The sequence below is a fragment of the Bacillus cereus genome (genome assembly GCF_025917685.1).
Taxonomy (GTDB): Bacteria; Bacillota; Bacilli; order Bacillales; family Bacillaceae_G; genus Bacillus_A; species Bacillus_A cereus_AT.
Window position 1 is genome coordinate 400,493 of the sequence record NZ_CP089518.1, and the last position, 23,819, is coordinate 424,311.

Below are 23,819 nucleotides of genomic sequence, written 5' to 3' on the forward strand. Positions count from 1 at the left end.
AAATACCCCACATAAAAAGTGGGGCATGATCTATGGAATCTTTGAATAGTTAACCTACTTCGTTTTTGCCTCTTCTCCAAGAATATTACGTCCAAACCATTTTTTACTAATTTTTTCGTACGTACCATCTTTAATGATTTCATCTAAAGCTTTATTTACTTTCTCAACCATTTCTTTATCATCTTTGCGAATAGCAATTCCCATTTCATCAAGATTTAATGGTTTTCCAGCTTCTTTTATATTTGATCTACCTTCTTTAATCATTCGAAGACCAACCATTTGATCAGTGATTACTGCGTCAACACGCCCAGGCTCTAAGTCCATAAGAGCGGTAATATCACTATCGTATTCTGTAATTTGATCTGTATGTTTTGCAACAAGGGTTTTAAAGGTACTAGCTTTTACAACACCAATTTTCTTTCCTTTCAAATCTTCTGGAGAAGAGATAGATGTATTCTTTTTAGCTACGAAAATCTGGGCGCCAGAGCGATAATATGGGTTTGAGAAACTAACAGCTTTTAATCGTTCTTCTGTAATAGCCATACTTCCTAATATCACATCATATTTTTTTGATTGTAGACCTTGAATTAGCGTTTCCCATGGATTTGTAATAGGAGCGGGTTTCATTCCCATCTTTTTCGCGAGCGCCTCACCTATTTCTACATCAAATCCGACAAGTTTTCCGTCATTTTCTTTATAGTTAAAAGGTTTGTATAATCCACTCATCGCATAACGAAATTCCTTTTCACCATTTGATGAAGTAGTCGAGCTTTCCTTACTACAGGCTCCTAGTATGAAGGATGTACATAGTGTAATACTCGCAACAATGGTTAATAGTTTTCTTTTCATAAAACCCCTCCTATATATTGATCATACGGATGGTTTTAAGTATGTTATCGAGATATTTTATTTGGACAATTAGTTGTGCACCGTATGAATGTATTTCTTTACGTTTGAAATAGAAGTTACATTATAAAACGTTACGTAAAAATTGCTTTGCTCGTTCATGTGATGGAGCTGAAAAGAATTGCGCTGGCGGAGCATCCTCTACAATTTTCCCGTCATCCATAAAGATGACGCGATCAGCTACATCTCTTGCGAAATTCATTTCATGAGTAACAATAACCATTGTCATTCCTTCTTCAGCAAGTTCTTTCATAACTTGCAATACTTCTCCAACGAGTTCAGGGTCTAAGGCTGAGGTAGGTTCATCAAATAGCATAATTTTAGGATTCATAGCAAGAGCTCGCGCAATCGCAACGCGTTGTTTTTGACCACCTGAAAGTAGGTGAGGAGTTACATCCGCCTTATCTTGTAGGCCGACTTTTTGTAGGAGTTGATTACCAACATCCTTCGCGTCTGCTGTCTCCAATTTTTTTACGTGAATAGGTGCTTCTATGATGTTTTCTAGTGAGGTCATATGAGGAAAGAGGTTAAAGTGCTGAAAAACCATACCGACATTTTCACGGACTTTGTTTAAATTTGAATGCTTTGGATCAATTCGTTCACCTTGTAAATGAATTTCACCTTCATCGTACATTTCTAAAAAGTTAAGACAGCGAAGTAATGTACTTTTGCCGGAACCACTGGCACCGATTAAAACAACAACTTCTTTTTCTTTTACTTCTAAATCAATTCCTTTTAAAACATCAAGTGAACCAAATGATTTTACTAGATTTCGAACTTGAATCATACAACCCCCCCAGTCAAAAATATATTTACAAATGTTGCCCCTTATTTCTGTTATTAGTCATAAATTGTCAGAATCCTTTATTTTTTTGGCGAAATTTGATATTCAAGGAAATTATGATTTTAAAAATTTTTATATCTTTCTATAGCGAAAATATGGATAACATAGGTATTACTTATATTGCTTAAAATAAGGGGGAAAGAAGAGATGGAAAAAGAAAGGAAAACATTTTCCTTTGATTTACGTATACAGCTTATGCTATTTACGACATTTTTAGCTTTCATTACATATTCAACAAGCTTATTTTTTATTTACGTTATATATGATTATTTTTAAATTTATGTAAGTCTAACTGTTTATAATATTATCGTTATGTTATTAGGTATGGTCTGGAATTTTAGCATATGGAGCAGCGATCTTTTTAATTAAACCACTTCGGAAGTTGGAAGAAGCTGCAAGGAAAGCGGCTGAGGGTGATATTCGGGAAGATGTCACATTGCAAAAAACGGAAGATGAAATTAAGTCTTTAAGTGTTTCATTTAATAGGATGCTAGGAAATGTAAGAGGTATGGTAAAAAATATTGATACTACATTTCCGTATACAAATAATCAAGTTCAGCAAATTAGAAAACAAACAGGAGAAGTGACGAAGCAAGCGCAAGGTGTATCTGAGACACTTGCAGAAATTTCTTCCGGCGCTGAGCAATCGGCAGCATCGATTCATGCCATTGTTTCTACTTTAGATACAACGACTTCTATTGCGAGTGAAGTAGAAGAAAAAGCAAAGCGGTCTGACGGATTGTCTTCAGAAATGGTTCAAGCTTTAGGTCAAAGTACACGTGTCTTTACTTCTTTAATTCAAGGTATTCAAACATTGGCGAGAGAAAATGAAGATTCGATGGAAAATGTACAGAAATTAGAAGGGCGAATGAAACAAGTTGAACACATCGTTTCTGTTGTGAGTGAGATTGCTAGCCAAACAAATTTATTAGCACTCAACGCTTCTATTGAGGTAGCTCGAGCAGGAGAGCATGGAAGGGGTTTTGCGGTTGTAGCAGAAGAAGTAGGTAAACTTGCTGATGAAAGTGATCATTCTGCGAGAAACATATCGCAGTTATTACGGAATATGCAAGATGAAGTACAGCATACAGCAAGTCGCATTGAAAATGACAGAGCAGGTGAAGACAGCTAAAGAAGAGGTAAAACGCGGAGAAGCTACAGAATTAATTTTAAAAGAAATGTCATCAAGTGTTATGGAAGTAGCCGATGCAACTAAGCAAATTAGTAGTTACATGAATGAACAAGTGAATCACATTTATCAAACAGGAGCACAAACAAAGGCTGTAGCAGCAATTGCGGAAGAAACGTCAGCTGGTTCACAAGAAGTGGCACGTGTGATGGGGCAATAGTCTAAAAATATGATAGCAATCGATCAATTATTAAAAGACTTAGAGAAGCAATTAGCGGATTTAAAACAAACAATTGAACGGTTTTCAATGTAAAAGAGAAGAACAGAATGCTGTTCTTCTCTTTTTTTAGCTAGATTTAATATCTACAGTTAAAAAGTATAAACTATGAACGTTTCCGCAACATTCTTTTCTGTCCCTTTCGGATGAAAATTATAGCGAGCTATAATATTAAAAGGGGTGTCTTTTATGAAAAAAGAAAAAAGACAACGATTAATTAAACAATTTGTAAAGGAGTATGAAATAGAGAAGCAAGAAAGATTAGTAGAATTGTTAGCAAAAAAAGATGTATTAGTAACACAAGCTACAGTTTCTCGAGATATTCGTGAGTTGAATTTAACGAAGGTACCTTCTCAAGAAGGATTAATGATATATAAATTTTTCTCAGAAGAGCATTTACAAACCGATATAAAGTTAAAGAAAAAATTACGAGAGGTTGTTGTAAAAATTGATTGTGTAGATCAATTAATGGTTATTAAAACATTACCTGGTAATGCACATGTTATTGGTGTTTTGTTTGATGAGCTAGATTGGAAAGAAAAAATAGGATGTATATGTGGAAATGATACATGCCTTATAATTTCTCAGTCGAAATCAGATAGGGAGATTTTAGAAGAAAGGTTAAATTTAATTATGTAGATGCAAAATCCTGTTTTTAATAAAAATTAAAAACAGGATTTTTGTTTAAATACGGAAGTTAAATATTCAACATATATGCGTAATATATGTATTTTTTATTGAAAAATCGGGATGAAGTGTTATAAAAATACAAATTCATATGATTTTAAAAAAATAACTTGTTTAATATTTCACAATGATAATGTGGATGCTTTCACAAAGATAAAAGCGTGTAGCATTTATTATGTACTTGTAAGACATCAAACATATTTAAAAGGAGGTACAACAAATGAAGCATCCGATACATGTTACTTCAGAAATTGGGGAATTACAAACGGTTTTATTAAAACGACCTGGTAAAGAAGTGGAAAACTTAACGCCAGATTATTTGCAACAATTATTATTTGACGATATTCCATACTTACCAATTATTCAAAAAGAGCATGATTATTTTGCACAAACTTTACGCAATCGGGGTGTTGAAGTTCTTTATTTAGAAAAACTAGCTGCTGAGGCGTTAGTAGATAAAAAACTTCGAGAAGAATTTGTTGATCGTATTTTACAAGAAGGACAGGCTGACGTAAATGTAGCACATCAAACTTTAAAAGAATATTTACTTTCCTTTTCAAATGAAGAATTAATTCAAAAAATTATGGGTGGTGTACGGAAAAACGAAATTGAAACAAGTAAGAAAACACATTTATACGAGTTAATGGAAGATCACTATCCATTTTACTTAGACCCAATGCCTAATTTATATTTTACTCGTGATCCAGCAGCTGCCATGAGTGATGGCTTAACGATAAATAAGATGAGAGAACCGGCACGTAGACGTGAATCATTGTTCATGGAGTACATTATTAAATATCATCCAAGATTTGCAAATCACAATGTGCCAATTTGGCTAGATCGTGATTATAAGTTTCCAATTGAAGGTGGCGACGAGCTAATTTTAAATGAGGAAACAATTGCAATTGGAGTATCTGCCCGCACTTCAGCTAAAGCAATTGAACGTTTAGCTAAAAATCTCTTTAGTCGACAAAATAAAATTAAGAAAGTGTTAGCAATAGAAATTCCAAAATGCCGAGCATTTATGCATTTAGATACAGTATTTACAATGGTCGATTATGACAAATTTACAATTCATCCGGCCATTCAAGGACCGAAAGGAAATATGAATATTTATATTTTAGAAAAAGGCTCAGATGAAGAAACTCTTAAAATTACACATCGTACTTCTTTAATGGAAGCATTAAAAGAGGTATTAGGCTTAAGTGAATTAGTTCTTATCCCTTGTGGAGGAGGAGATGTAATTGCTTCTGCTCGTGAACAATGGAATGATGGATCGAATACATTAGCGATTGCGCCGGGAGTAGTTGTTACATATGATCGCAACTATGTATCCAATGCTTTATTACGGGAACATGGTATAGAAGTTATTGAGGTGCTAAGTTCGGAATTGTCTCGTGGTCGTGGGGGTCCACGTTGCATGAGTATGCCGATTGTTCGTAAAGATATTTAGTATAAATAACGGAGAAAGCAGGGATGAATTATGTTAACGACTAGACCTAATTTAAAAGGAAGAAGTTTTCTAGCTGAAAAAGATTTTACACAAGAAGAATTATTATATTTTCTAGATTTAGCAGCAGAATTAAAAGAGAAAAAGAAAAATGGTATCCCACATCGTTATTTAGAAGGAAAAAATGTAGCGCTCTTATTTGAAAAAACTTCAACTCGTACACGATGTGCATTTACAGTAGCATGTACAGATTTAGGTGCAAACCCTGAATATTTAGGGAAAGGTGATATTCAGCTTGGGAAGAAAGAATCTGTAGAAGATACAGCAAAAGTATTAGGGCGCATGTTTGACGGAATTGAGTTCCGTGGATTTACTCATGAAACTGTAGAATCTTTAGCAGAAAATTCTGGTGTGCCAGTGTGGAATGGTTTAACAGATATGTGGCATCCAACACAAACACTCGCAGATTTATTAACTATTAGAGAACATGTAGGAAAGTTAAAAAATGTAAAGCTTGTTTATGTTGGAGATGGACGAAATAATGTCGCTAATAGCTTACTAGTTGGTGGAGCAATTATTGGAATGGAAGTACGTATTTGTACACCAGAATCTTTATGGCCAGAACAGGAAGTAATTGATTTAGCAAAAAAATATAACGAACGGGTAATGGTAACAAGTAATGTTAAAGAAGCTGTTGAGGGTGCGGATGTAATCTATACAGATGTATGGGTATCTATGGGGGAAGAAGAAAAATTTGCTGAACGTGTTGAGTTATTGAAACCTTATCAAGTAAATATGCAAATGATTAAAGAAACAGGAAATGAAAATATGATTTTCTTACATTGTTTACCTGCATTCCATGATGTTGAAACGATGTATGGTGAGGAAGTTTATGAAAAGTATGGGTTGAAAGAAATGGAGGTAACTGACGAAGTATTCCGCAGTAAACATTCAAAAGTATTTGATCAGGCTGAAAATAGAATGCATACAATTAAAGCTGTTATGGCAGCTACTTTAGGAAACATGGAGTAGAGAAGAAAGGGGATTTTCCTTTCTTCTTTCCCCTCCTTTAGGCACTATCATTCACTATTGCGTTAGTATTGTTATTGCAATTAAAGAGAGGTGAGTGGAATGGGTGAAGATAAGAAATTAGGATTGTTTACTTTAACGGCTCTTGTAGTTGGTTCTATGATCGGTGGTGGGGCATTTAATTTAGCAAGTGATATGGCAAAAGGTGCTGGTGCCGGAGCGATTATTATTGGTTGGATTATAACAGGAATTGGAATGATTGCGCTTGGATTATCTTTTCAAAATCTAACTGTAAAACGGCCAGATTTAGATGGTGGTATTTTTAGTTATGCAAAAGCAGGATTTGGTAATTTCATGGGGTTTAATAGTGCGTGGGGATATTGGCTATCTGCTTGGCTTGGTAATGTAGCTTACGGCACATTATTGTTTTCTTCATTAGGGTATTTCTTCCCAATTTTTGAAGGCGGTCAAAATGTAGCATCAATTATTGGTGCAAGCGTATTATTATGGTGTGTTCACATGTTAATTTTACGTGGAGTTCAATCAGCAGCACTTGTGAATTTAGTAACTACAATCGCAAAATTAGTACCTGTATTTGTATTTATTGTTATAGGAATCTTTGCGTTTCATATTGATACGTTCCTAGATGGATTTTGGGGACAAGCTGGTTCTTTTTCATGGGGGGCGGTTGGCAGTCAAGTTAAAAGTACAATGCTTGTAACTCTGTGGGTGTTCATTGGGGTAGAAGGAGCTGTTGTTTTATCTAGTCGTGCAAAAAGTAGAAGTGATGTAGGAAAAGCGACGGTTATTGGCTTAATTGGTACACTCATCATTTACATTTTAATTACATTATTGTCTCTTGGACTTATGCAACAAGCAGATATTGCTAATTTGAAAAGTCCAGCTATGGCTTATTTATTTGAAAGCGTTGTTGGAAAATGGGGTGCTATCTTTATTAATTTAGGTTTAGTCATATCTGTATTAGGTGCTTGGTTAGGATGGACTTTACTTGCTTCTGAAATTCCGTATTTAGCTGCTAAAGACGGAGTATTTCCAAAATGGTTTGCAAAAGAAAATAAAAATAAGGCGCCCGTAAATTCATTATGGATAACAAATGGTTTGATTCAAATGTTCTTATTGACATTCGTTGTTTCCGATCAAGCTTATAATTTTGCATTTTCTCTAGCATCCTCTGCTATTTTAATCCCATATGCTTTTTCAGCATTTTATCAACTGAAGCATAGCTTAAAGTCTGAAGAAGTAGATCGAAATAAAAATATAATAATTGGTTTGATAGCAAGTATTTATGGCGTGTGGTTAGTTTATGCAGCTGGTTTAGATTATTTATTACTAACAATGACTTTATATGCACCAGGTATTTTTATTTTCTACAATGTTCAAAAGCAAAAGAGTTCGAAGCAAATATTTACTCGAGTGGAATTAGCATCGTCGGTAGCGATTGGTGCTTTAGCATTCTTTGCCATTTATGGATTGATTACAGGAAGTATTACTTTATAAAGCGCTGTGAAAATGAAATCAATTGGAGGGTTGAAATATGGCACGAAGAAAAATTGTAGTTGCACTAGGGGGAAATGCGATACAGTCTGGAAAAGCTACTGCGGGAGCACAGCAAGAAGCGTTAGAAAAAACAGCGGAACAACTTGTGAAAATAATGGAAAATGATGTAGATATAGTAATTGCGCATGGAAATGGCCCACAAGTGGGGAATATTTTATTACAGCAAAAAGCTGCAGAAACGGAAAAAACACCTGCAATGCCATTAGATACTTGTGGTGCAATGAGCCAAGGGATGATTGGATATTGGATGGAAAATGCGATTGAAAAGGCATTGAAAAAACGGAATATAAAAAAAGATGTAGCAACGGTTATAACACGCGTTGTCGTGGATGAAAAAGATGAGGCATTTAAAAATCCAACTAAACCAATTGGTCCTTTTTATACAGAAGAAGAGGCAAGAAGATTAATGGAAGAAACAAAAGCAGTGTTTAAAGAGGATGCTGGCAGAGGGTGGAGACGTGTTGTTCCATCACCGAAGCCTGTAAGTATTCATGAGCATAAAGTAATTAATTCTTTAGTTGAGGATGGAAATATAGTGATAGCTGTTGGTGGCGGTGGAATTCCAGTAATTGATTCCGAAGAAGGATTAAAAGGAACTGAAGCGGTTATCGATAAAGATTTCGCTGCGCAGAAATTAGCTGAATTAGTAGATGCCGATACGCTCGTAATTTTAACTGCAGTTGATCATGTGTATGTAAATTATAATCAACTGAATCAAAAGAAATTAGAGAATGTCACAGTGAATCAATTAGAAGAATACATGGAAGAACAGCAATTTGCTGCGGGAAGTATGCTTCCAAAAATTGAAGCTGCTATTAATTTTGTTAATACAAATCCAAAAAGAAAAACAATTATTACGTCTTTAGAAAAAGTATATGAAGCACTAGAAGAAAAATCTGGTACTATTATTTCTAAACAGAATGTATGCATGTATGTTTAAATAATTATGTACGCTATTTATTAGTAAAAAAAGAATGGAGTTAGTAACTTCATTCTTTTTATTTATTAATATTTTTTGTACTCATTGTTCATAAAGTTTTCATGATAAAATCTGAATATATGAGTTAGTTATGATAAAATTTAATTTGAATACGCTTTCTTGATTTTTCGCTCCAACATACAGCAAGAGAGAGGGAATCTTATGAATAGACGGAACGTAGTTAAAGATTTAAAGCAGTTTGAATTATTTGCTCATTTAACAGAAAAGAAATTGAAAGGTTTAACGGAGTTTGTCTATTGGCGAACTTATAAAAAGGGTCAATTTTTATTTTTAGAAGGGGATTCAAGAGAAAGAATTTACTTCATGTTAGATGGTTTTGTAAAGTTAGAGCGGGTAAATCAAAGTGGAAATTTATTATATGATGACTATGTAAAGCGGTATTCTATTTTTCCTTATGGTGGTATGTTTACAGACAGAGGATATAATTATACGGCAGAAGCGATGACAGATGTAGAGGTATATTATATTCCGACAGTAATTTTTGAAGATATGGTAAAATCTAGTAAGACGCAATTGATGTACGTTGTTCAGCAATTATCATCAATATTAAAACTAAACGAAAATCGAGTGCAAAATATTACGATTCCTAATGCACAAGATCGGGTCATTCAAACATTAAATTATTTAATGCAAGATTTAGGAGAACAGAGTGGCGAAACGATTGTAATTTCATGCCCACTTACAACAATTGAAATATCAAAAATATCTGGTACGTCTCGAGAGACGGTTAGCGGCGTATTAAAACAATTAAAAAACGATAGTATTGTTACAATTCTGGATAAAAAAATTACAATACATAATCCAACATATTTTGAGGAAATCTCTATGTGAAAATTTTATATGGATTTTCTAATTCATATTGTATATTAATAAAGTTCTTTATATATTTATAAGGAGCTTTTTTACGTTACCCTCTATAAAAAGATTGTAAAGTATGGTAATAATAGCTAAAATCGATAATAAAAAAGTAGGGGGAAGGAGAGAAAGAATGGTCCGAATTGAGTATGATCGATTAGTAGCTATTTGTTACAGTATAGGGGTTTTGTTATTATTAAAAATTCCAAACGATAATGAATTAATTGGGGAAAAACTATTCAATTTCTATAAGGTTCCGGTACATACATATATTTATATGGATTATAAAGTCTCAAATATATTAATCGTTTCTTTCGTACTACATGTAATCGCATTTATATTATTTGTAAAATGGCTAGTAAAAAAGAAATCTAGTACATTTAGAACAATGAATAAGATAAAAGTAGTAGGCATTAGTATTTTGATTTTAATGATGCCGTTTATGCTAAATAACATCCTTCAGACATTGAATAAAACGTGGTACTACGCAGGAAAAACAGGGGTAGAGGCGATAGAATATAAAAAAGAAGATAGTCAGTGTAGAATAGAGAAAAATGGAGAGGATATTGAACAAAAGTGTATTGTTACTTTAAAAAATTATCGTAATCATTCACAAGCATTAAAAGTTGTTTTATATGATAATGCAAAAGAGAATTCCAAAAGTTATCCAGTACCGAAACCAGTCTATTTACAAAAACATGAGACAAAGCAATTCGAATTTCAAATTCCTGTTGCTTATAATAGCGGTATTGAAAAAGATAAAGTACCAAATATTAAATTACATTCATTGCATAAAAATGATGAGAAATACAATTAATCCGTAACTGAAAGTTTATGAGTAGGAGCAATAATTTGAAACGATATAGAAAATCAACTTGAATCATCCAACATGCTGCGAGGTAACGGCATATTGGATGATTTTTTATTTTATCCCCTTTTTTACGTATGAAAGGGTGGGATACTTTGTTGAAAACGAAAAACATTGCAAGGATCATATATGGTTTTCACTTTACGTAATCTGTGAAAGTTAGATCCATAATAACTAGTTTGCCAATTTTTAATGTCGATATCGGGCCAATTGACATAATCACCTAGCGTATAAGGATCTAAGCTTTCTCTTAAATCTTTAACCCAGCGTATATTTTGATTTTCTTCATCATCGCATTTCCAAGAAGTAATGTATTCTTGTACAATAATTGCTTTGCGATGGAAATAAGCTGTTTCAGTAGGCGAAATATTTTCCACAGCACCTACGAGCGATTGGTGCCAAATGCTCGCATCTTTATTTGGTGCATGAGAAAGAAAATATTGCATGATTTGAATGCCTTTAAGAGGGATAGGTTTATATACATAGGAACCGGACCGCTTGAAGTTTTCAGGGATGTTACCACTGTTAAAAAATTCAACAGCCTTTATATAAGGAACTTCATCTATAAAGAGAGAGGGGGTACCAGTTTCAAGAAGAGGAGATAATAGGGAATGGAGTTCAGAGGGAGAGCCAACAAATTCACCTTTCACCTCAATCTTATTTCTTTGTTTGGAGAATAATTCGATAGATGAAGTGAGACGTTCATCTATATAAGGGGCCCAGTTTTGCCAAGCTTGAAATGCAGCAATAAAGTCTTTCCATTCCCATGTAAGTGAGAATATCGACACGTTTTGTATAGGATGTACTCGAAACGTTAAGGAAGTAACAATCCCAAAATTTCCACCGCCACCACCCTGGCATGCCCAAAACAGGTTAGGGTTTTCCTTTTCATTTGCACGAATGGTTTTTGCACCAAACTTTCCACATGCTTGTACCATTTCAACTTCTACTAATTGATCACATGTTAACCCAAATAAGCGTGAAAGCATACCGATGCCACCGCCAAGTGTTAATCCAACAATTCCAACGCTTGCACTTGTACCAGCCGGTATTGTAACGCCATGTTTCCAAAGCTTCTTATAAACGGTGCCTAGATTTGCACCAGCCTCAATTGTTGCTGTCAATTTCTCTGTATGAACAGTAATTCTATTCATTTCACTTACATCAATAATAAGTCCGCCATTTAAAAGGGAGAAATTTTCGTAACTATGACGTCCGCTTCTTAAGCGAAATGGTATATGACGTTCACGTGCCCATTTTAAGGCGTTACACACATCCTTTTTATTTTGGCAAAAAACAATAATACAAGGGAGTTTTGGAATACTTAAATTTAAATTTATTCGAGCTACGTCGTAGTCAGGATCTGAGGGAACAACGATACGACCTGTTAATTTTGTCTGCTTCATAGTATGGCTCCTTTTTTATAGAAGATTATTTTTACTATAATATATATATGAAAAAATTATTTAAGGGTGTTTGAATTGTATGCTAAGTGTAATGTAAAAGAGATAGAGCAATAATGTATATGTAGCATAGCTTTATATTGAGAAGGAGCATTGTTATTTTAAATTTTAGAAGTATGATGTATGCTGGTTTATTGGAAGTTTTTTTGAGGATTATTATGTGAAATAAAAAAATATAGTGGATAAATTTTTATTTTTTTTATAGAATAGTAATATTGGAATATCTTGGCACACTATTTGAAAGAATAGGTCGCAAAGCTTTGAGTCTAAGGTAATAAATCTTATTACTAGGATTGTCGGGTTGCAAATACAATTTGCAACCCGACAATCCTTTTTTATTTGCCAAATTATCAGATAATAAGATGTTTTGTTTTAAGATGGCACACTTTATTGTTCTTAAGCTGAAAGCGGATGGTATTCGAAAAAATAGCGAAGCTCCTTGTTGTTAAGGAGATTAATAGAGAGGTGTGAGTATGAAGAGTAAACAGATTAGTATATTTGTCATTTGTTTAATGGTAATGCAAATTCTTGTACAGCCATTTATACATATTGTAGCAGCAGAAACATATGACAAAGAAGCGAATGTCAGTTTAAAGCTTTCGGTTGAGGGCGGAGATGGCTCGCAAAAAGATGTAGATAAAGATTTTGTATATCAACTTGATTTAAGTACATTTGGTTTAGAAGGTGGGCATAAAGATGCAAAAGTCATTGTCAAACTACCACCTGAAGTTGAGTACGTAAGACATGGGAAAATTAGTGGTACGGATGCAGTATACGATAAAGAAACGCATTCAGTTATTTATACCTTTAAAGAGCCCCTTCCCAATGGAGATTCTAAAGCAGTCCCTATTACAGTGAAGTTTCCTAAAGGAACAAAAAATGGAACGAAAGCTACAGCTGTAGCGGATTTTGTATCTGATCAAGGAGGCAAAACTTCTAATGAAGTAACGGTTGTAGCATATGAAAAAGAAGTTCCGCCTGAACCACCTAAGAAACCAGAGTGGGAAATGCGTAAAACTCCTAATAAGTGGACGATTAAGCCAGGAGAAGAAGTCGAATACACGATTCGTGCTCAACATGTTAGTGGGCCTACTACACTTGATTCGCTTTCAATAAAAGACATACTACCGAAAGAAGCGCAGTTTATTTCAGCTAGTGATAACGGGAAATATGATGCAAATTCACATACAGTCGTATGGGATTTGAAAAATGTAGAAGGCGAGAAAGTTGTTAAAGTTAAGGTTAAGTTCCCTGAGGGGAATTTTGGTGAAGATCAAAATCAACAAGTTCTAAATAGAGTTGAGGCAAAACTAAAGCCAAAAGGGGAAGAAGAATTAACAAAGCAAACACATGCGTATGTTGAAGTATCAAATAAAAAACCTCCTGCTATTCCTCCAGAGCAAGCTTTTTCAGAGCTGAGGAAGGCTGCCCAAAAGTCTGAGTACAGTAAAGAAGAAGAAATTGCTTTTTCAATATCTAATATTCAGAATCAATATTCTAAGGAAATTGATAATTTTGTGCTTCAAGATGACCGTTTTGATGAGCAACTACATTTTACGAGAATGCATACAGGTGCATTTTCAGGTGTAAGTGAATATAAGATTTTATACAAAACGAAGAATAATCCAGAGTGGAAAGAATGGAAAATGATTCGTGGTAATACGAACGGAGAATGGTTAGATGTTTCTTCTTTATCATTAGTTGAAGGTGACAAAGTAACCGGAATCCGATATGAATTTGGTAAAGTGCCTGCAGATTTTAAAATGAGTTATGGGGCATGGTTAATGTTTAAAGTGGATGACCCGAACTTTAAAGAAGGTATTTTGAAAAATACAGCACATATTTCATATGATATTGATGGAAAAAACTATATAAAAGAAGCAACAGCGCAAGTAAAAGTAAAAGAAAATCCCGAATCAAAGGTTACTTTTAAGAAAAAGGCGTTAACGAAGCCTGGAGAAAAGTATATCAAGGGGGAAGAAGTGGAATTTGAATTAACTGGTAAAGTTGATTGGAGTTCTACGCCTTTAAAGCAACCAATAATTGTAGATTGGTTGCCAAAGGGATTAGAATATGTTCCAGGCTCGGAGACATTTAGTATCGTTAAAGATGAATGGGATAGAAAACCTTATGATGCAAAAAAAGTAAAGGTGGAAGCCATTCCAGATTATAAAGAAAAAGGGAGAACCCTTTTACGATGGACTTTCTCTGAATTAGACGTTTCACCGAGAGACGCTGTGACTGTTAAGTTTAAAGTAAAGGTTAATAACTTTGCGATGGCAGGAAAGTACTATAATAAGGCGGGCTTAATGTCTAATATCTCAACAATTACATCTGCAGATAAGTGGGGACAGCCAACAAGAAAAGATGAAAATGATCTTGATGGTGATGGTGATATAAATGACCCAATTATTGAAAGTCAAGATGCTATTGAGATTGAAGAAGAGCAATCTTTAAAATCAATTAAATATGTAAAAGGTGAACTAGACGATAGCTGGAAGGGTTCACCAGAAGTAGCAACGACAGTACCAGGTGGAGAAGTGAAGTATCGTTTGAAAATCGAGAATGGTGGGACTGTAGCGGTTAGGAATGGTGTTTTAATTGATATATTCCCTGCGGAGGGTGACCAGTCAGTTTTACAAACGAAGAATCATTCACAAGAGCGTGGTAGTAAATGGACTCCATACTTAACATCGCCAATTCAACTTACTGACGGTGACTTTATTAAGATTTATTATACGACTGTTTTAAAACCTAAGCGTGATGATTTAATTCAAGGAAATGATGCTTTTGTGAACCCGGAGGGTGCAAATGATCCGAATTGGTCTTTAGAGCCACCGGCGGATTTAACAAAGGTAACGGCAGTTAAATTTGAATTTGATAAGAATAAGCTTGTATATCCAGGCGAAGCAGCGACACTAGAATGGTCAATGCGTGCACCTGTTGATCTAGATGCTTCGGCGGGAATTGCATGGAATTCATTTGGATATAGTGCGATAAATGATGTAACAGGAAATTGGATTCAGCCAGCAGAGCCAAACAGAGTGGGTGTACAGTTACATGCCTCGAAAAAGAGTTCGTTAGGAGATTACGTCTGGCTAGATAAAAACAAAGATGGTATTCAAAACGACGGAAACACTGGTGTGAATGGTGTAGTCGTAGAATTGTTAGATAAAGATGGAAAAGTTATTAGTATGACGAGAACTGGTAATGACAAAAAAGGAAATCCTGGTTATTACAAGTTTGTAAATTTAGATCCGGGTGAATACCAAGTGAGATTTAAGTTGCCAGATGGTTACAAATGGACAAACAAAAACGTTGGTAACGATGAAAGAATTGATTCGAATGTTGATAAAGATGGATATTCAGAAATGATCAAACTTGGTGAAGATGAACATAATATGACAATCGATGCTGGACTAGTTGAAGATATAGTTGGTGCTGGAGAGTTAGAAGTTACGAAAGTAGAAAAAGGCAGCAACATTCCATTAAAAGGTGCTGTTTTCGAAGTCCGAGATAAAGATAATCATGTCATTCAAACAATTACATCGGGTGAAGATGGAAAAGCTAAGGCAATGGATTTACCAATTGGTGAATATAAGCTAGTTGAAGTCGAAGCTCCAGAAGGTTATAAACTAGATAATAAATCATACGACTTTGAAATAACGAAAGACACAAAAACGCCGATAGAGAAGACCGTTGAAAATGAATTGTTAGAAAAAGGTGTAATTGAAATTACGAAGGTCGAAGCTACAGATGTCAATCTGAAATTAAAAAATGCTGTGTTTCAGATTTTAGACAAAGATGGTAAAGAGATTGGGAAATTAACAACAGATGAAAATGGTAAGGCAGTTTCTAATCCATTACTGTTCGGAAAATATACAATTAAAGAAGTACATGCCCCAGATGGTTATATGCTTCTGAAAGAGCCAATTACAGTAGAAGTCGGATCATCAGTACACAAAATAACAATAGAAAATCAAAAGAGTCAGTGGGAAATCCCGAAAACGGGAGGTATAGGAACAGGCATTTTCTATTCCATCGGTGGGATTTTAATGTTACTAGTTGTGTTCTTATATGTTCGAAATAAAAGGAATAAGTAATAGAGTTTTAAATTGAAAAATTTATAGAGATAGTGAGGAAGAATAATATGAAAAAGATTTTTAGTATGTTGTTAATTTTAGCATTAACGTTTTCTATGTTGCCTAGTATGTTTGTGAGTGCAGCATCAAAAAATACGGGTTCTTTAACGATTCATAAGTACGAACAAGAAAAAAATGGGGAGCAAGGTGTAGAAGGTGATGGCTCTGCGAATCAAACAGTACCTGAAGACGTTAAGCCATTAAAAGGTGTAACATTTGAAATTAAGCAAATTGCGTCATTCGAAAAGATTTCAAATGATGGAAAGATTGCAAAGGAAAATGTAAAGCCTGTAACAAACGCAGAGTCAATTAAAATGATGACAACTGATAAAGGTGAGGCAGTATTTACAGATTTACCGTTAGGACGTTATGAAGTAAAAGAAGTTGCTGGACCAGAACATGTTAACTTAAATCCAAATACGTATACAGTCGACATTCCAATGACAAGTAAAACGGGTGATGTGTTGAACTACGATGTCCACATGTATCCAAAGAATGAAATCAAACGTGGAGCAGTAGAATTAACAAAAATAGGTGCGAAAGATAAAGTACTTAAAGATGTAAAATTCTCTTTATATAAAGAGGATGGTAAAGTAGTTAAAGAAGAGTTAGTAACAGGTACAGATGGTAAAATTCGTGTACAAGGTTTAGAGTATGGTAAATATTATTTCCAAGAGAAAGAAGCACCAAAAGGTTATGTTAAGGATCCAACAAAACATGCATTTTCAATTACTCAATCAGGTACAATTAATGAGGACGGCTCAATTACATCTGGTAAAGTAGAGACTGTGGAAGTAAAGAACTATGAGGAGCCAACGATTGACAAAAAGATTAATAAAGATTTAGAGTTCTTACCAATTAATACACAAACAGATTATAACTATGATATTAAAACATTAATTCCAGAAGATATTAAAGAATATAAACAGTATGTTGTAACGGATACGTTAGATAATCGATTAGTAATTCAAGGAAAACCAGTTGTGTACATCGATGGTGTAGAAGTAGATTCAAGTGTGGTAGAAGTAGTTGTAGAAGGTCAAAAGGTAACAGCGACTGTGAAAGATTTCTCAAAATTAAATGGAAAAAAAGAGTTGCATTTACAAATTAAATCACAGATTAAAGAAGACGTAGCAGCTGGAACGGAAATTCCAAATACAGCGGCAATCGATTTTGAAAATAATAATAATGTAACAGATAAAAAAGAATCTAAGCCGGTAATTGTTGTTCCAACAGCTGGTAGCATTGAGTTGACGAAAGTTGATGGTGCTGATAATAAGAAATTACAAGGTGCAGAATTCGAATTACAAGATAAAAAAGGTAATATGGTAGTAGTAGGAAAGCAAGAAGTAAAAGGTGTATCTGATGAAAATGGTATTATTACATGGAATAACCTCCCATACGGAGAATACCAAGTAGTTGAAACGAAAGCACCAATTTACGAAAAAGAAGATGGTACAAAAGCTTCTTATCAAAAATTAAGAGATCCAATTGATGTAACAATTAATGCGGAGCACAAAACTATTGAATTAAAAGTAGAGAATAATAAAAGTGGCTGGGTACTTCCTTCAACAGGTGGTATGGGAACAATGCTATTTACTGTAGTAGGTCTTGTGTTGATGGCTGTAGCAGCATTTGTTTTCTTCAGAAGAAATACAGCGAAAAATTAAGGTTTTAGAAAATGATAATGATATAGCATAAAAAGAGGAGAAGCGAATAGCTTTCCTCTTTTTAATATTTTTAAATACTTAAAGGGGGTACTATGAAACAAAATATCGTTTTTGGATGCATTTTTTTATTAGGAATGGGTATATTTTTGTATCCAACTGTAAGCGATTGGTTCGCGACAAGAACACATTATTCTCAAGTTAGTTCCTATGATAAAGCTGTAAAGTCCCTTCAAAAGAAAGAGCTCGAACGTCGAGAAAAAGAGGCGGATGAGCATAATAAGCAAGTTCAAAGCTCTGGGCAAACATTTGCAGATCCATTTGCTGAGCAACAAAAAGATGATCAAAATTCTTATGCAGATGCTTTAAATCTAGGCGATACAATGGGGTATATTGAGATACCTCAGATTAATGTGAAGCTTCCAATCTATCAAGGGACTTCGGAGGCAGCTTTGAGTCGCGGTGTAGGTCATTTAGATAAGTCTTCATTGCCAGTAGGTGGAACAAGCACACACACTGTTTTAACGGGGCATCGAGGTTTACCTTCTGCAGTATTATTTACTGATTTAGATAAAATGAAGGAATCGGATGTTTTTTATATTCATTCACTAGATAAGGTCCTCGCTTATAAAGTAGATCAAATTAAAGTTGTATTGCCGCATGAAGTAGATGATTTATTAATTGTGGAAAATAAGGATTACGCTACTTTAATTACATGTACTCCTTATGGTGTGAATACACATCGTTTGTTAATTAGGGGGCATCGAATTCCTTATGAAGTAAAAGAAAAAGAAATGATTTCAAAACCATCTACGTCCAAAGATTGGATGATGGCCGTTCCAATCTTTATTTTAGTTGTACTCTTACTTTCTGTTTATATGAGAAGAAGAAAGAAGAGGAAGCAGGGCAATTAAATTATATAGGTAATGGAATGAATTGGTTTGGAGAAGGAAGTTGAAATGTCACCCTTTTAAAGGGTACTAAACAAATAATGTAACTTTAAGAAGGTGATCTCTGTATGAAAACAGGAATCATCTTTTTTGAATTCAATCAGATACGCAATCGGTTAATGTGAAAAGTAAGAATTTTACATTAATGGATAATGATACTCGTACTTCAAAATCTAGTGAAAGCAAAGAAGATAAGTGGAAAGTGAAGACTCACACTTTATATTTTGGAAAGTAAGCTAATCAAGTCTGATAGTAATAAAACTTATGCGATCACAATGAAATAGGGGATGATTTCGTAATGGAATGTAGATATTTAATAGTAGTGTGAAAAATTCTCGTTGCAAACTCTCCATATTTTGTTATGATAGTGTTACGAAAACGTTTGCATAAAAAATCGAGATGCAAAAGGAGAGAGTTATTATGAAGAAAACATGGTGGAAAGAAGCAGTTGCTTATCAAATTTATCCACGAAGCTTTATGGATTCGAATGGTGATGGTATTGGAGATTTACAAGGTATTATTGCAAAGCTGGATTATTTAAAAGATTTAGGTATAGATGTAATTTGGATTTGTCCAATGTATAAGTCGCCTAATGATGATAATGGTTATGATATTAGTGATTATCAAGATATTATGGATGAGTTTGGTACAATGGCAGATTTTGATGCTTTACTAGATGAAGTTCATAAGCGTGACATGAAACTTATTATTGATTTAGTTATTAATCATACGAGTGATGAACATCCATGGTTTATTGAATCTCGTTCATCTAAAGACAATCCGAAGCGTGATTGGTACATTTGGCATGATGGTAAAGACGGCGTAGAACCAAACAACTGGGAAAGTATTTTTAATGGTTCGGCATGGGAGTATGATGAAGTAACAGAACAATATTATTTACATTTATTCTCACGTAAACAACCAGATTTAAACTGGGAGAATAAAGAAGTTCGTGAAGTGTTATATGATACAGTTAATTGGTGGCTTGATAAAGGGATTGATGGTTTCCGTGTTGATGCAATTAGTCATATTAAAAAAGAAGATGGCTTCAAGGATATGCCAAATCCAAAAGAATTAAAATATGTACCATCTTTTGATAAACATATGAATGTGGACGGTATTCAACCTTTATTAGAAGAGTTAAAAGAAAATACATTTTCTAAGTACGATATTATGACTGTTGGTGAAGCTAATGGCGTTAAGATTGAAGATGCTGAGCTTTGGGTTGGAGAAGAGCAAGGTAAATTCAATATGGTATTCCAGTTTGAACATTTAAGCTTATGGGATGCAGAAAAGAAGAAAGACCTTGATGTTGTAGGATTGAAAAAGGTATTAACGAAATGGCAAAAAGGATTAGAAAATAAGGGATGGAATGCTTTATATATCGAGAATCACGATAAGCCACGTATCGTTTCAACGTGGGGAGATGATAAACAATATTGGCGTGAAAGTGCAACAGCTCTAGGAGCGATGTATTTCTTTATGCACGGTACACCGTTTATTTATCAAGGACAAGAAATTGGTATGACAAATGTTCAGTTACCAAATATTGAAGATTACGATGATGTAGCAATTAAAAATTTATATCGAGAGAAAATTGCAGAGGGCGTATCACATCAAGATATGATGGAAATTATATGGGCTTCTTGCCGTGATAATTCACGTACACCTATGCAGTGGAACGATGAGATGAATGCTGGTTTCACAACAAGTGCACCTTGGTTTGGCATGAATCCAAATTACAAAGAAATTAATGTTGAAAAGCAAAAAAATGACGAAAAGTCTATTTTCAATTTCTATAAAAAAATGATTGCCTTGAAAAAAGAGCACGATGTATTGAATTATGGTACGTACGATTTACTTTTAGAGGACGATCCACAAATTTATGCGTATACACGTACGTTACAGGATGAAAAAGTCATTGTAATTAGTAATATCTCAAAAGAGGAAGCTGTGTATAACGAGCCTTTATTTGCACTAGAACGCAAACGTTTGCTTTTAAATAACTATGAAGTTACGGAAAATGAACAAGTAACTTCAATCACGTTAAAACCTTATGAAACAAGGGTTTATCGCATTTTATAATAAAAAAGGATGCTCTTTGAGCATCTTTTTTTATGAAAAAAAATAAATTTCTATTGCAATGTGAAAACGCTTTTATTAAAATAGATTTATGAAAACGGTTGCGCAATAAAAAAATAGGATATAAGGAATCGTTTTCATAAGAGAAACAGAAATTATAATTTAAATCATTATGTTGTTATAAATAAAGGGGAGGAAGAACAGATGAAAATTACGTCTTTTGATTTTTGGCAAAAGTTCGGGAAGGCATTATTAGTTGTTGTAGCTGTAATGCCAGCAGCGGGCTTAATGATTTCTATCGGGAAGTTAATTGGGATGTCTGCTGGGGATATTAACGCAGTTCATACAATTGCTCGCGTAATGGAAGACATCGGTTGGGCAATTATTACAAATCTACACATTTTATTCGCAGTAGCAATTGGGGGATCTTGGGCGAAGGATCGCGCAGGTGGTGCATTTGCAGCACTATTAGCATTCGTCTTAACCAATAGAATTACAGGAGCTATATTTGGCGTAAACGCTCAAATGTTAGCGGATTCAAAAGCGACAGTTTCTTCAGTATTAGCAGGAGATTTAGTTGTAAAAGATTACTTTACTTCTGTACTTGGTGCACCAGCATTAAACATGGGAGTTTTCGTAGGGATTATCACAGGTTTCTTAGGAGCTACTTTATATAACAAGTATTATAACTATAATAAATTGCCACAGGCATTAGCATTCTTTAATGGAAAACGATTCGTACCGTTCGTTGTAATTGTTTGGTCTACAGTCACTGCGATTGTATTATCACTTTTATGGCCATTTATCCAAAGTGGATTAAATGAATTTGGTCGTTGGATTGCAGCATCTAAAGATAGTGCGCCAGTTGTTGCGCCATTTGTATATGGAACATTAGAACGTTTATTATTACCATTTGGATTACATCATATGTTAACGATTCCGATGAACTACACAGAGCTAGGCGGAACATACACGATGTTAACTGGCTCAAAAGTTGGACAAATCGTAGCAGGACAAGATCCATTGTGGCTTGCATGGATTACAGATTTAAATAACTTATTAGCAAGTGGAGATACGAAAGCATATAACGATTTATTAAATAATGTCGTACCAGCTCGCTTCAAAGCGGGACAAGTTATTGGTTCATCAGCAGCTTTAATGGGTATCGCATTCGCGATGTTCCGTAACGTAGATAAAGATAAGCGTGCAAAATATAAACCAATGTTCTTATCAGCAGCATTAGCAGTATTCTTAACAGGTGTTACAGAACCAATTGAATTCATGTTCATGTTTATTGCACCAGTATTATATGTTGTATATGCAATTACAACAGGACTTGCATTCGCATTAGCAGATTTAATTCATTTACGTGTTCATGCATTTGGATTTATTGAGTTAATTACTCGTACACCAATGATGGTTAACGCAGGTTTAACAAGAGATTTAATCAATTTCGTTATCGTTTCATTAGTGTTCTTCGGTCTTAATTTTACATTATTCAACTTCTTAATTAAAAAGTTCAATTTACCAACACCAGGTCGTGCGGGTAACTATATTGATAATGAAGATGAGTCATCAGAAGGAACAGGAAACGTACAAGATGGTTCATTAGCAACAAAAGTTATCGATTTATTAGGTGGAAAAGAAAATATTGCTGACGTAGATGCTTGTATGACACGTTTACGTGTAACAGTAAAAGATTTAGATGTTGTTGCACCAGAAGCACAATGGAAACAAAATGGTGCTTTAGGACTTATCGTAAAAGATAAAGGTGTACAAGCAGTATATGGCCCGAAAGCTGACGTATTAAAGTCAGACATTCAAGATATGTTAGGTGCGTAATAATATGAAATTGCTAACTTTAAATTGTCACTCTTGGCAAGAAGAGAATCAAATTGAAAAAATAAAGTATCTTGCTAAAGTAATTCAAGAAGAAGATTATGATGTGATCGCATTGCAAGAAGTAAGTCAGTCTATACAAGCTGAAAATGTATGCGGTAACAAGAAAAAAGATAATTTTGGACTTTTACTGCTAGAAGAGTTAAGAGCATTAAATGTAAAAGAATACAATATTATTTGGGATTTCTCTCATATTGGATATGATGTGTACGAGGAAGGATTAGCAATTATAACAAAGCACAACATTGTAAAGGAAGATACGTTCTTTATCTCAGAAAATAAGGATACAACGTATTGGAAAACACGCAAAATTGTAAGTGCAACAATTGCTTATAATGATAAGAATATAACGTTTTATTCTTGCCATCTTGGCTGGTGGAATGATGAAGAAGAATCATTCAAAGGTCAAGTCAATCGTTTAATGGAGCGTGTAAATAGCAATGGACTTTCCTTCCTAATGGGTGATTTTAATAACAATGCTCGTTTGCAAGGAGAGGGTTATGAGTACATTATGCAAAAAGGCTTATACGACACATATGAACTAGCAATGGAGAAGGATGAAGGAACAACTGTCCAAGGTGAGATTGCTGGTTGGGATGAAAATAAACAAAACTTAAGAATCGACTTAATATTAAGTAATCAAAGTAAAATGGTTAGTTCTTCAAAAGTTATTTTTAATGGTACAAATCGAAATGTAATTTCAGATCATTTCGGTGTAGAGGTACAATTAGATATATAATAGAAGAAATCCTCACAGATAATAAAAAGCTGTGAGGATTTTTTTGATGAATACAAGTATTTCCAAGAGAAAATACTTGTATTTTTTATGACATTTCCTATATATTTGTTATTATTGAATGTAAAACTAATTTGGTCATTTTGTATGCATACTTTTTCTACTTCGTTATATAATGAAGTAGGTGAAATATTTAATGGAAAAATAGTGCGTTTTTGGTTAATCCACGATGTAGAAAGTGATATAATTGCAAAATG

16 protein-coding genes, 1 pseudogene and 1 riboswitch are annotated in these 23,819 nt (G+C 34.2%); of the genes and pseudogenes, 14 read left to right on the forward strand and 3 right to left on the reverse strand.

The features are described from left to right. Positions 1 to 54: 54 nt before the first annotated feature. Together LUS72_RS02100 and LUS72_RS02105 are read right to left on the reverse strand one after the other, a co-directional pair. Complete coding sequence (locus tag LUS72_RS02100) at positions 55 to 849, reverse strand: ABC transporter substrate-binding protein (RefSeq protein ID WP_264448542.1); 795 nt, start codon at positions 847 to 849, stop codon at positions 55 to 57. A gap of 121 nt (positions 850 to 970) precedes the next feature. Continuing rightward, positions 971 to 1,693 (reverse strand): amino acid ABC transporter ATP-binding protein, encoded by a 723-nt coding sequence (locus LUS72_RS02105; protein ID WP_000616929.1) that lies wholly within the window; start codon positions 1,691 to 1,693, stop codon positions 971 to 973. Between the two features lie 204 nt (positions 1,694 to 1,897). On the opposite strand from LUS72_RS02105, the pseudogene LUS72_RS02110 reads away from it, so the two are divergent. The 8 genes and pseudogenes from LUS72_RS02110 (at position 1,898) to LUS72_RS02145 (ending at position 10,572) form a co-directional block, all read left to right on the forward strand. Continuing rightward, positions 1,898 to 3,192 (forward strand): annotated as a pseudogene (locus LUS72_RS02110) (methyl-accepting chemotaxis protein). Positions 3,193 to 3,345: 153 nt separating this feature from the next. Continuing rightward, positions 3,346 to 3,795, forward strand: a complete 450-nt coding sequence (argR, locus tag LUS72_RS02115) for an arginine repressor (protein WP_071747256.1) — start codon at positions 3,346 to 3,348, stop codon at positions 3,793 to 3,795. A gap of 268 nt (positions 3,796 to 4,063) precedes the next feature. After that, entirely contained in the window at positions 4,064 to 5,296 is a 1,233-nt protein-coding gene (gene arcA, locus LUS72_RS02120) for an arginine deiminase (protein WP_071772383.1), read from the forward strand. A 30-nt stretch (positions 5,297 to 5,326) separates the two neighbouring features. After that, positions 5,327 to 6,325, forward strand: a complete 999-nt coding sequence (gene argF / locus LUS72_RS02125; protein ID WP_098361704.1) for an ornithine carbamoyltransferase — start codon at positions 5,327 to 5,329, stop codon at positions 6,323 to 6,325. Positions 6,326 to 6,424: 99 nt separating this feature from the next. Then, positions 6,425 to 7,840, forward strand: coding sequence for an arginine-ornithine antiporter (gene arcD, locus LUS72_RS02130; protein ID WP_264448545.1), 1,416 nt, complete (start codon positions 6,425 to 6,427; stop codon positions 7,838 to 7,840). A 37-nt stretch (positions 7,841 to 7,877) separates the two neighbouring features. After that, positions 7,878 to 8,840 (forward strand): carbamate kinase, encoded by a 963-nt coding sequence (gene arcC, locus LUS72_RS02135; RefSeq protein WP_097828957.1) that lies wholly within the window; start codon positions 7,878 to 7,880, stop codon positions 8,838 to 8,840. 201 nt (positions 8,841 to 9,041) lie between these two features. Then, on the forward strand, positions 9,042 to 9,731 hold the full coding sequence (locus tag LUS72_RS02140) for a Crp/Fnr family transcriptional regulator (protein ID WP_097828956.1): 690 nt from the start codon (positions 9,042 to 9,044) through the stop codon (positions 9,729 to 9,731). 157 nt (positions 9,732 to 9,888) lie between these two features. Further along, a complete protein-coding gene (locus tag LUS72_RS02145) occupies positions 9,889 to 10,572 on the forward strand; it encodes an ABC transporter permease (RefSeq protein WP_097828955.1) in 684 nt (227 codons plus the stop codon). A 122-nt stretch (positions 10,573 to 10,694) separates the two neighbouring features. On the opposite strand, the gene LUS72_RS02150 is transcribed toward LUS72_RS02145, so the two are convergent. Next, on the reverse strand, positions 10,695 to 12,029 hold the full coding sequence (locus tag LUS72_RS02150; RefSeq protein ID WP_264448547.1) for an FAD-binding oxidoreductase: 1,335 nt from the start codon (positions 12,027 to 12,029) through the stop codon (positions 10,695 to 10,697). A gap of 274 nt (positions 12,030 to 12,303) precedes the next feature. After that, positions 12,304 to 12,395, forward strand: a riboswitch (cyclic di-GMP riboswitch). A gap of 164 nt (positions 12,396 to 12,559) precedes the next feature. Between LUS72_RS02150 and LUS72_RS02155 the strand changes: the two genes are divergently transcribed. From LUS72_RS02155 to LUS72_RS02180, 6 genes are all read left to right on the forward strand, one after another. Continuing rightward, complete coding sequence (locus LUS72_RS02155) at positions 12,560 to 16,189, forward strand: SpaA isopeptide-forming pilin-related protein (RefSeq protein ID WP_264448548.1); 3,630 nt, start codon at positions 12,560 to 12,562, stop codon at positions 16,187 to 16,189. A gap of 47 nt (positions 16,190 to 16,236) precedes the next feature. Next, positions 16,237 to 17,898 carry a SpaH/EbpB family LPXTG-anchored major pilin gene (locus LUS72_RS02160; RefSeq protein ID WP_264448550.1) on the forward strand — a complete coding sequence of 554 codons (1,662 nt, stop codon included), beginning with the start codon at positions 16,237 to 16,239 and terminating at the stop codon, positions 17,896 to 17,898. A gap of 92 nt (positions 17,899 to 17,990) precedes the next feature. Continuing rightward, a complete protein-coding gene (locus LUS72_RS02165; RefSeq protein ID WP_264448552.1) occupies positions 17,991 to 18,809 on the forward strand; it encodes a class C sortase in 819 nt (272 codons plus the stop codon). Between the two features lie 456 nt (positions 18,810 to 19,265). Continuing rightward, positions 19,266 to 20,930, forward strand: coding sequence for a glycoside hydrolase family 13 protein (locus LUS72_RS02170; protein WP_097828950.1), 1,665 nt, complete (start codon positions 19,266 to 19,268; stop codon positions 20,928 to 20,930). Positions 20,931 to 21,131: 201 nt separating this feature from the next. After that, the gene (locus LUS72_RS02175; protein WP_097828949.1) at positions 21,132 to 22,769 is read left to right on the forward strand and encodes a PTS transporter subunit IIBC; all 1,638 of its coding nucleotides are present in this window, start codon (positions 21,132 to 21,134) and stop codon (positions 22,767 to 22,769) included. A gap of 4 nt (positions 22,770 to 22,773) precedes the next feature. Next, on the forward strand, positions 22,774 to 23,565 hold the full coding sequence (locus LUS72_RS02180) for an endonuclease/exonuclease/phosphatase family protein (protein WP_097828948.1): 792 nt from the start codon (positions 22,774 to 22,776) through the stop codon (positions 23,563 to 23,565). Positions 23,566 to 23,819: the final 254 nt, after the last annotated feature.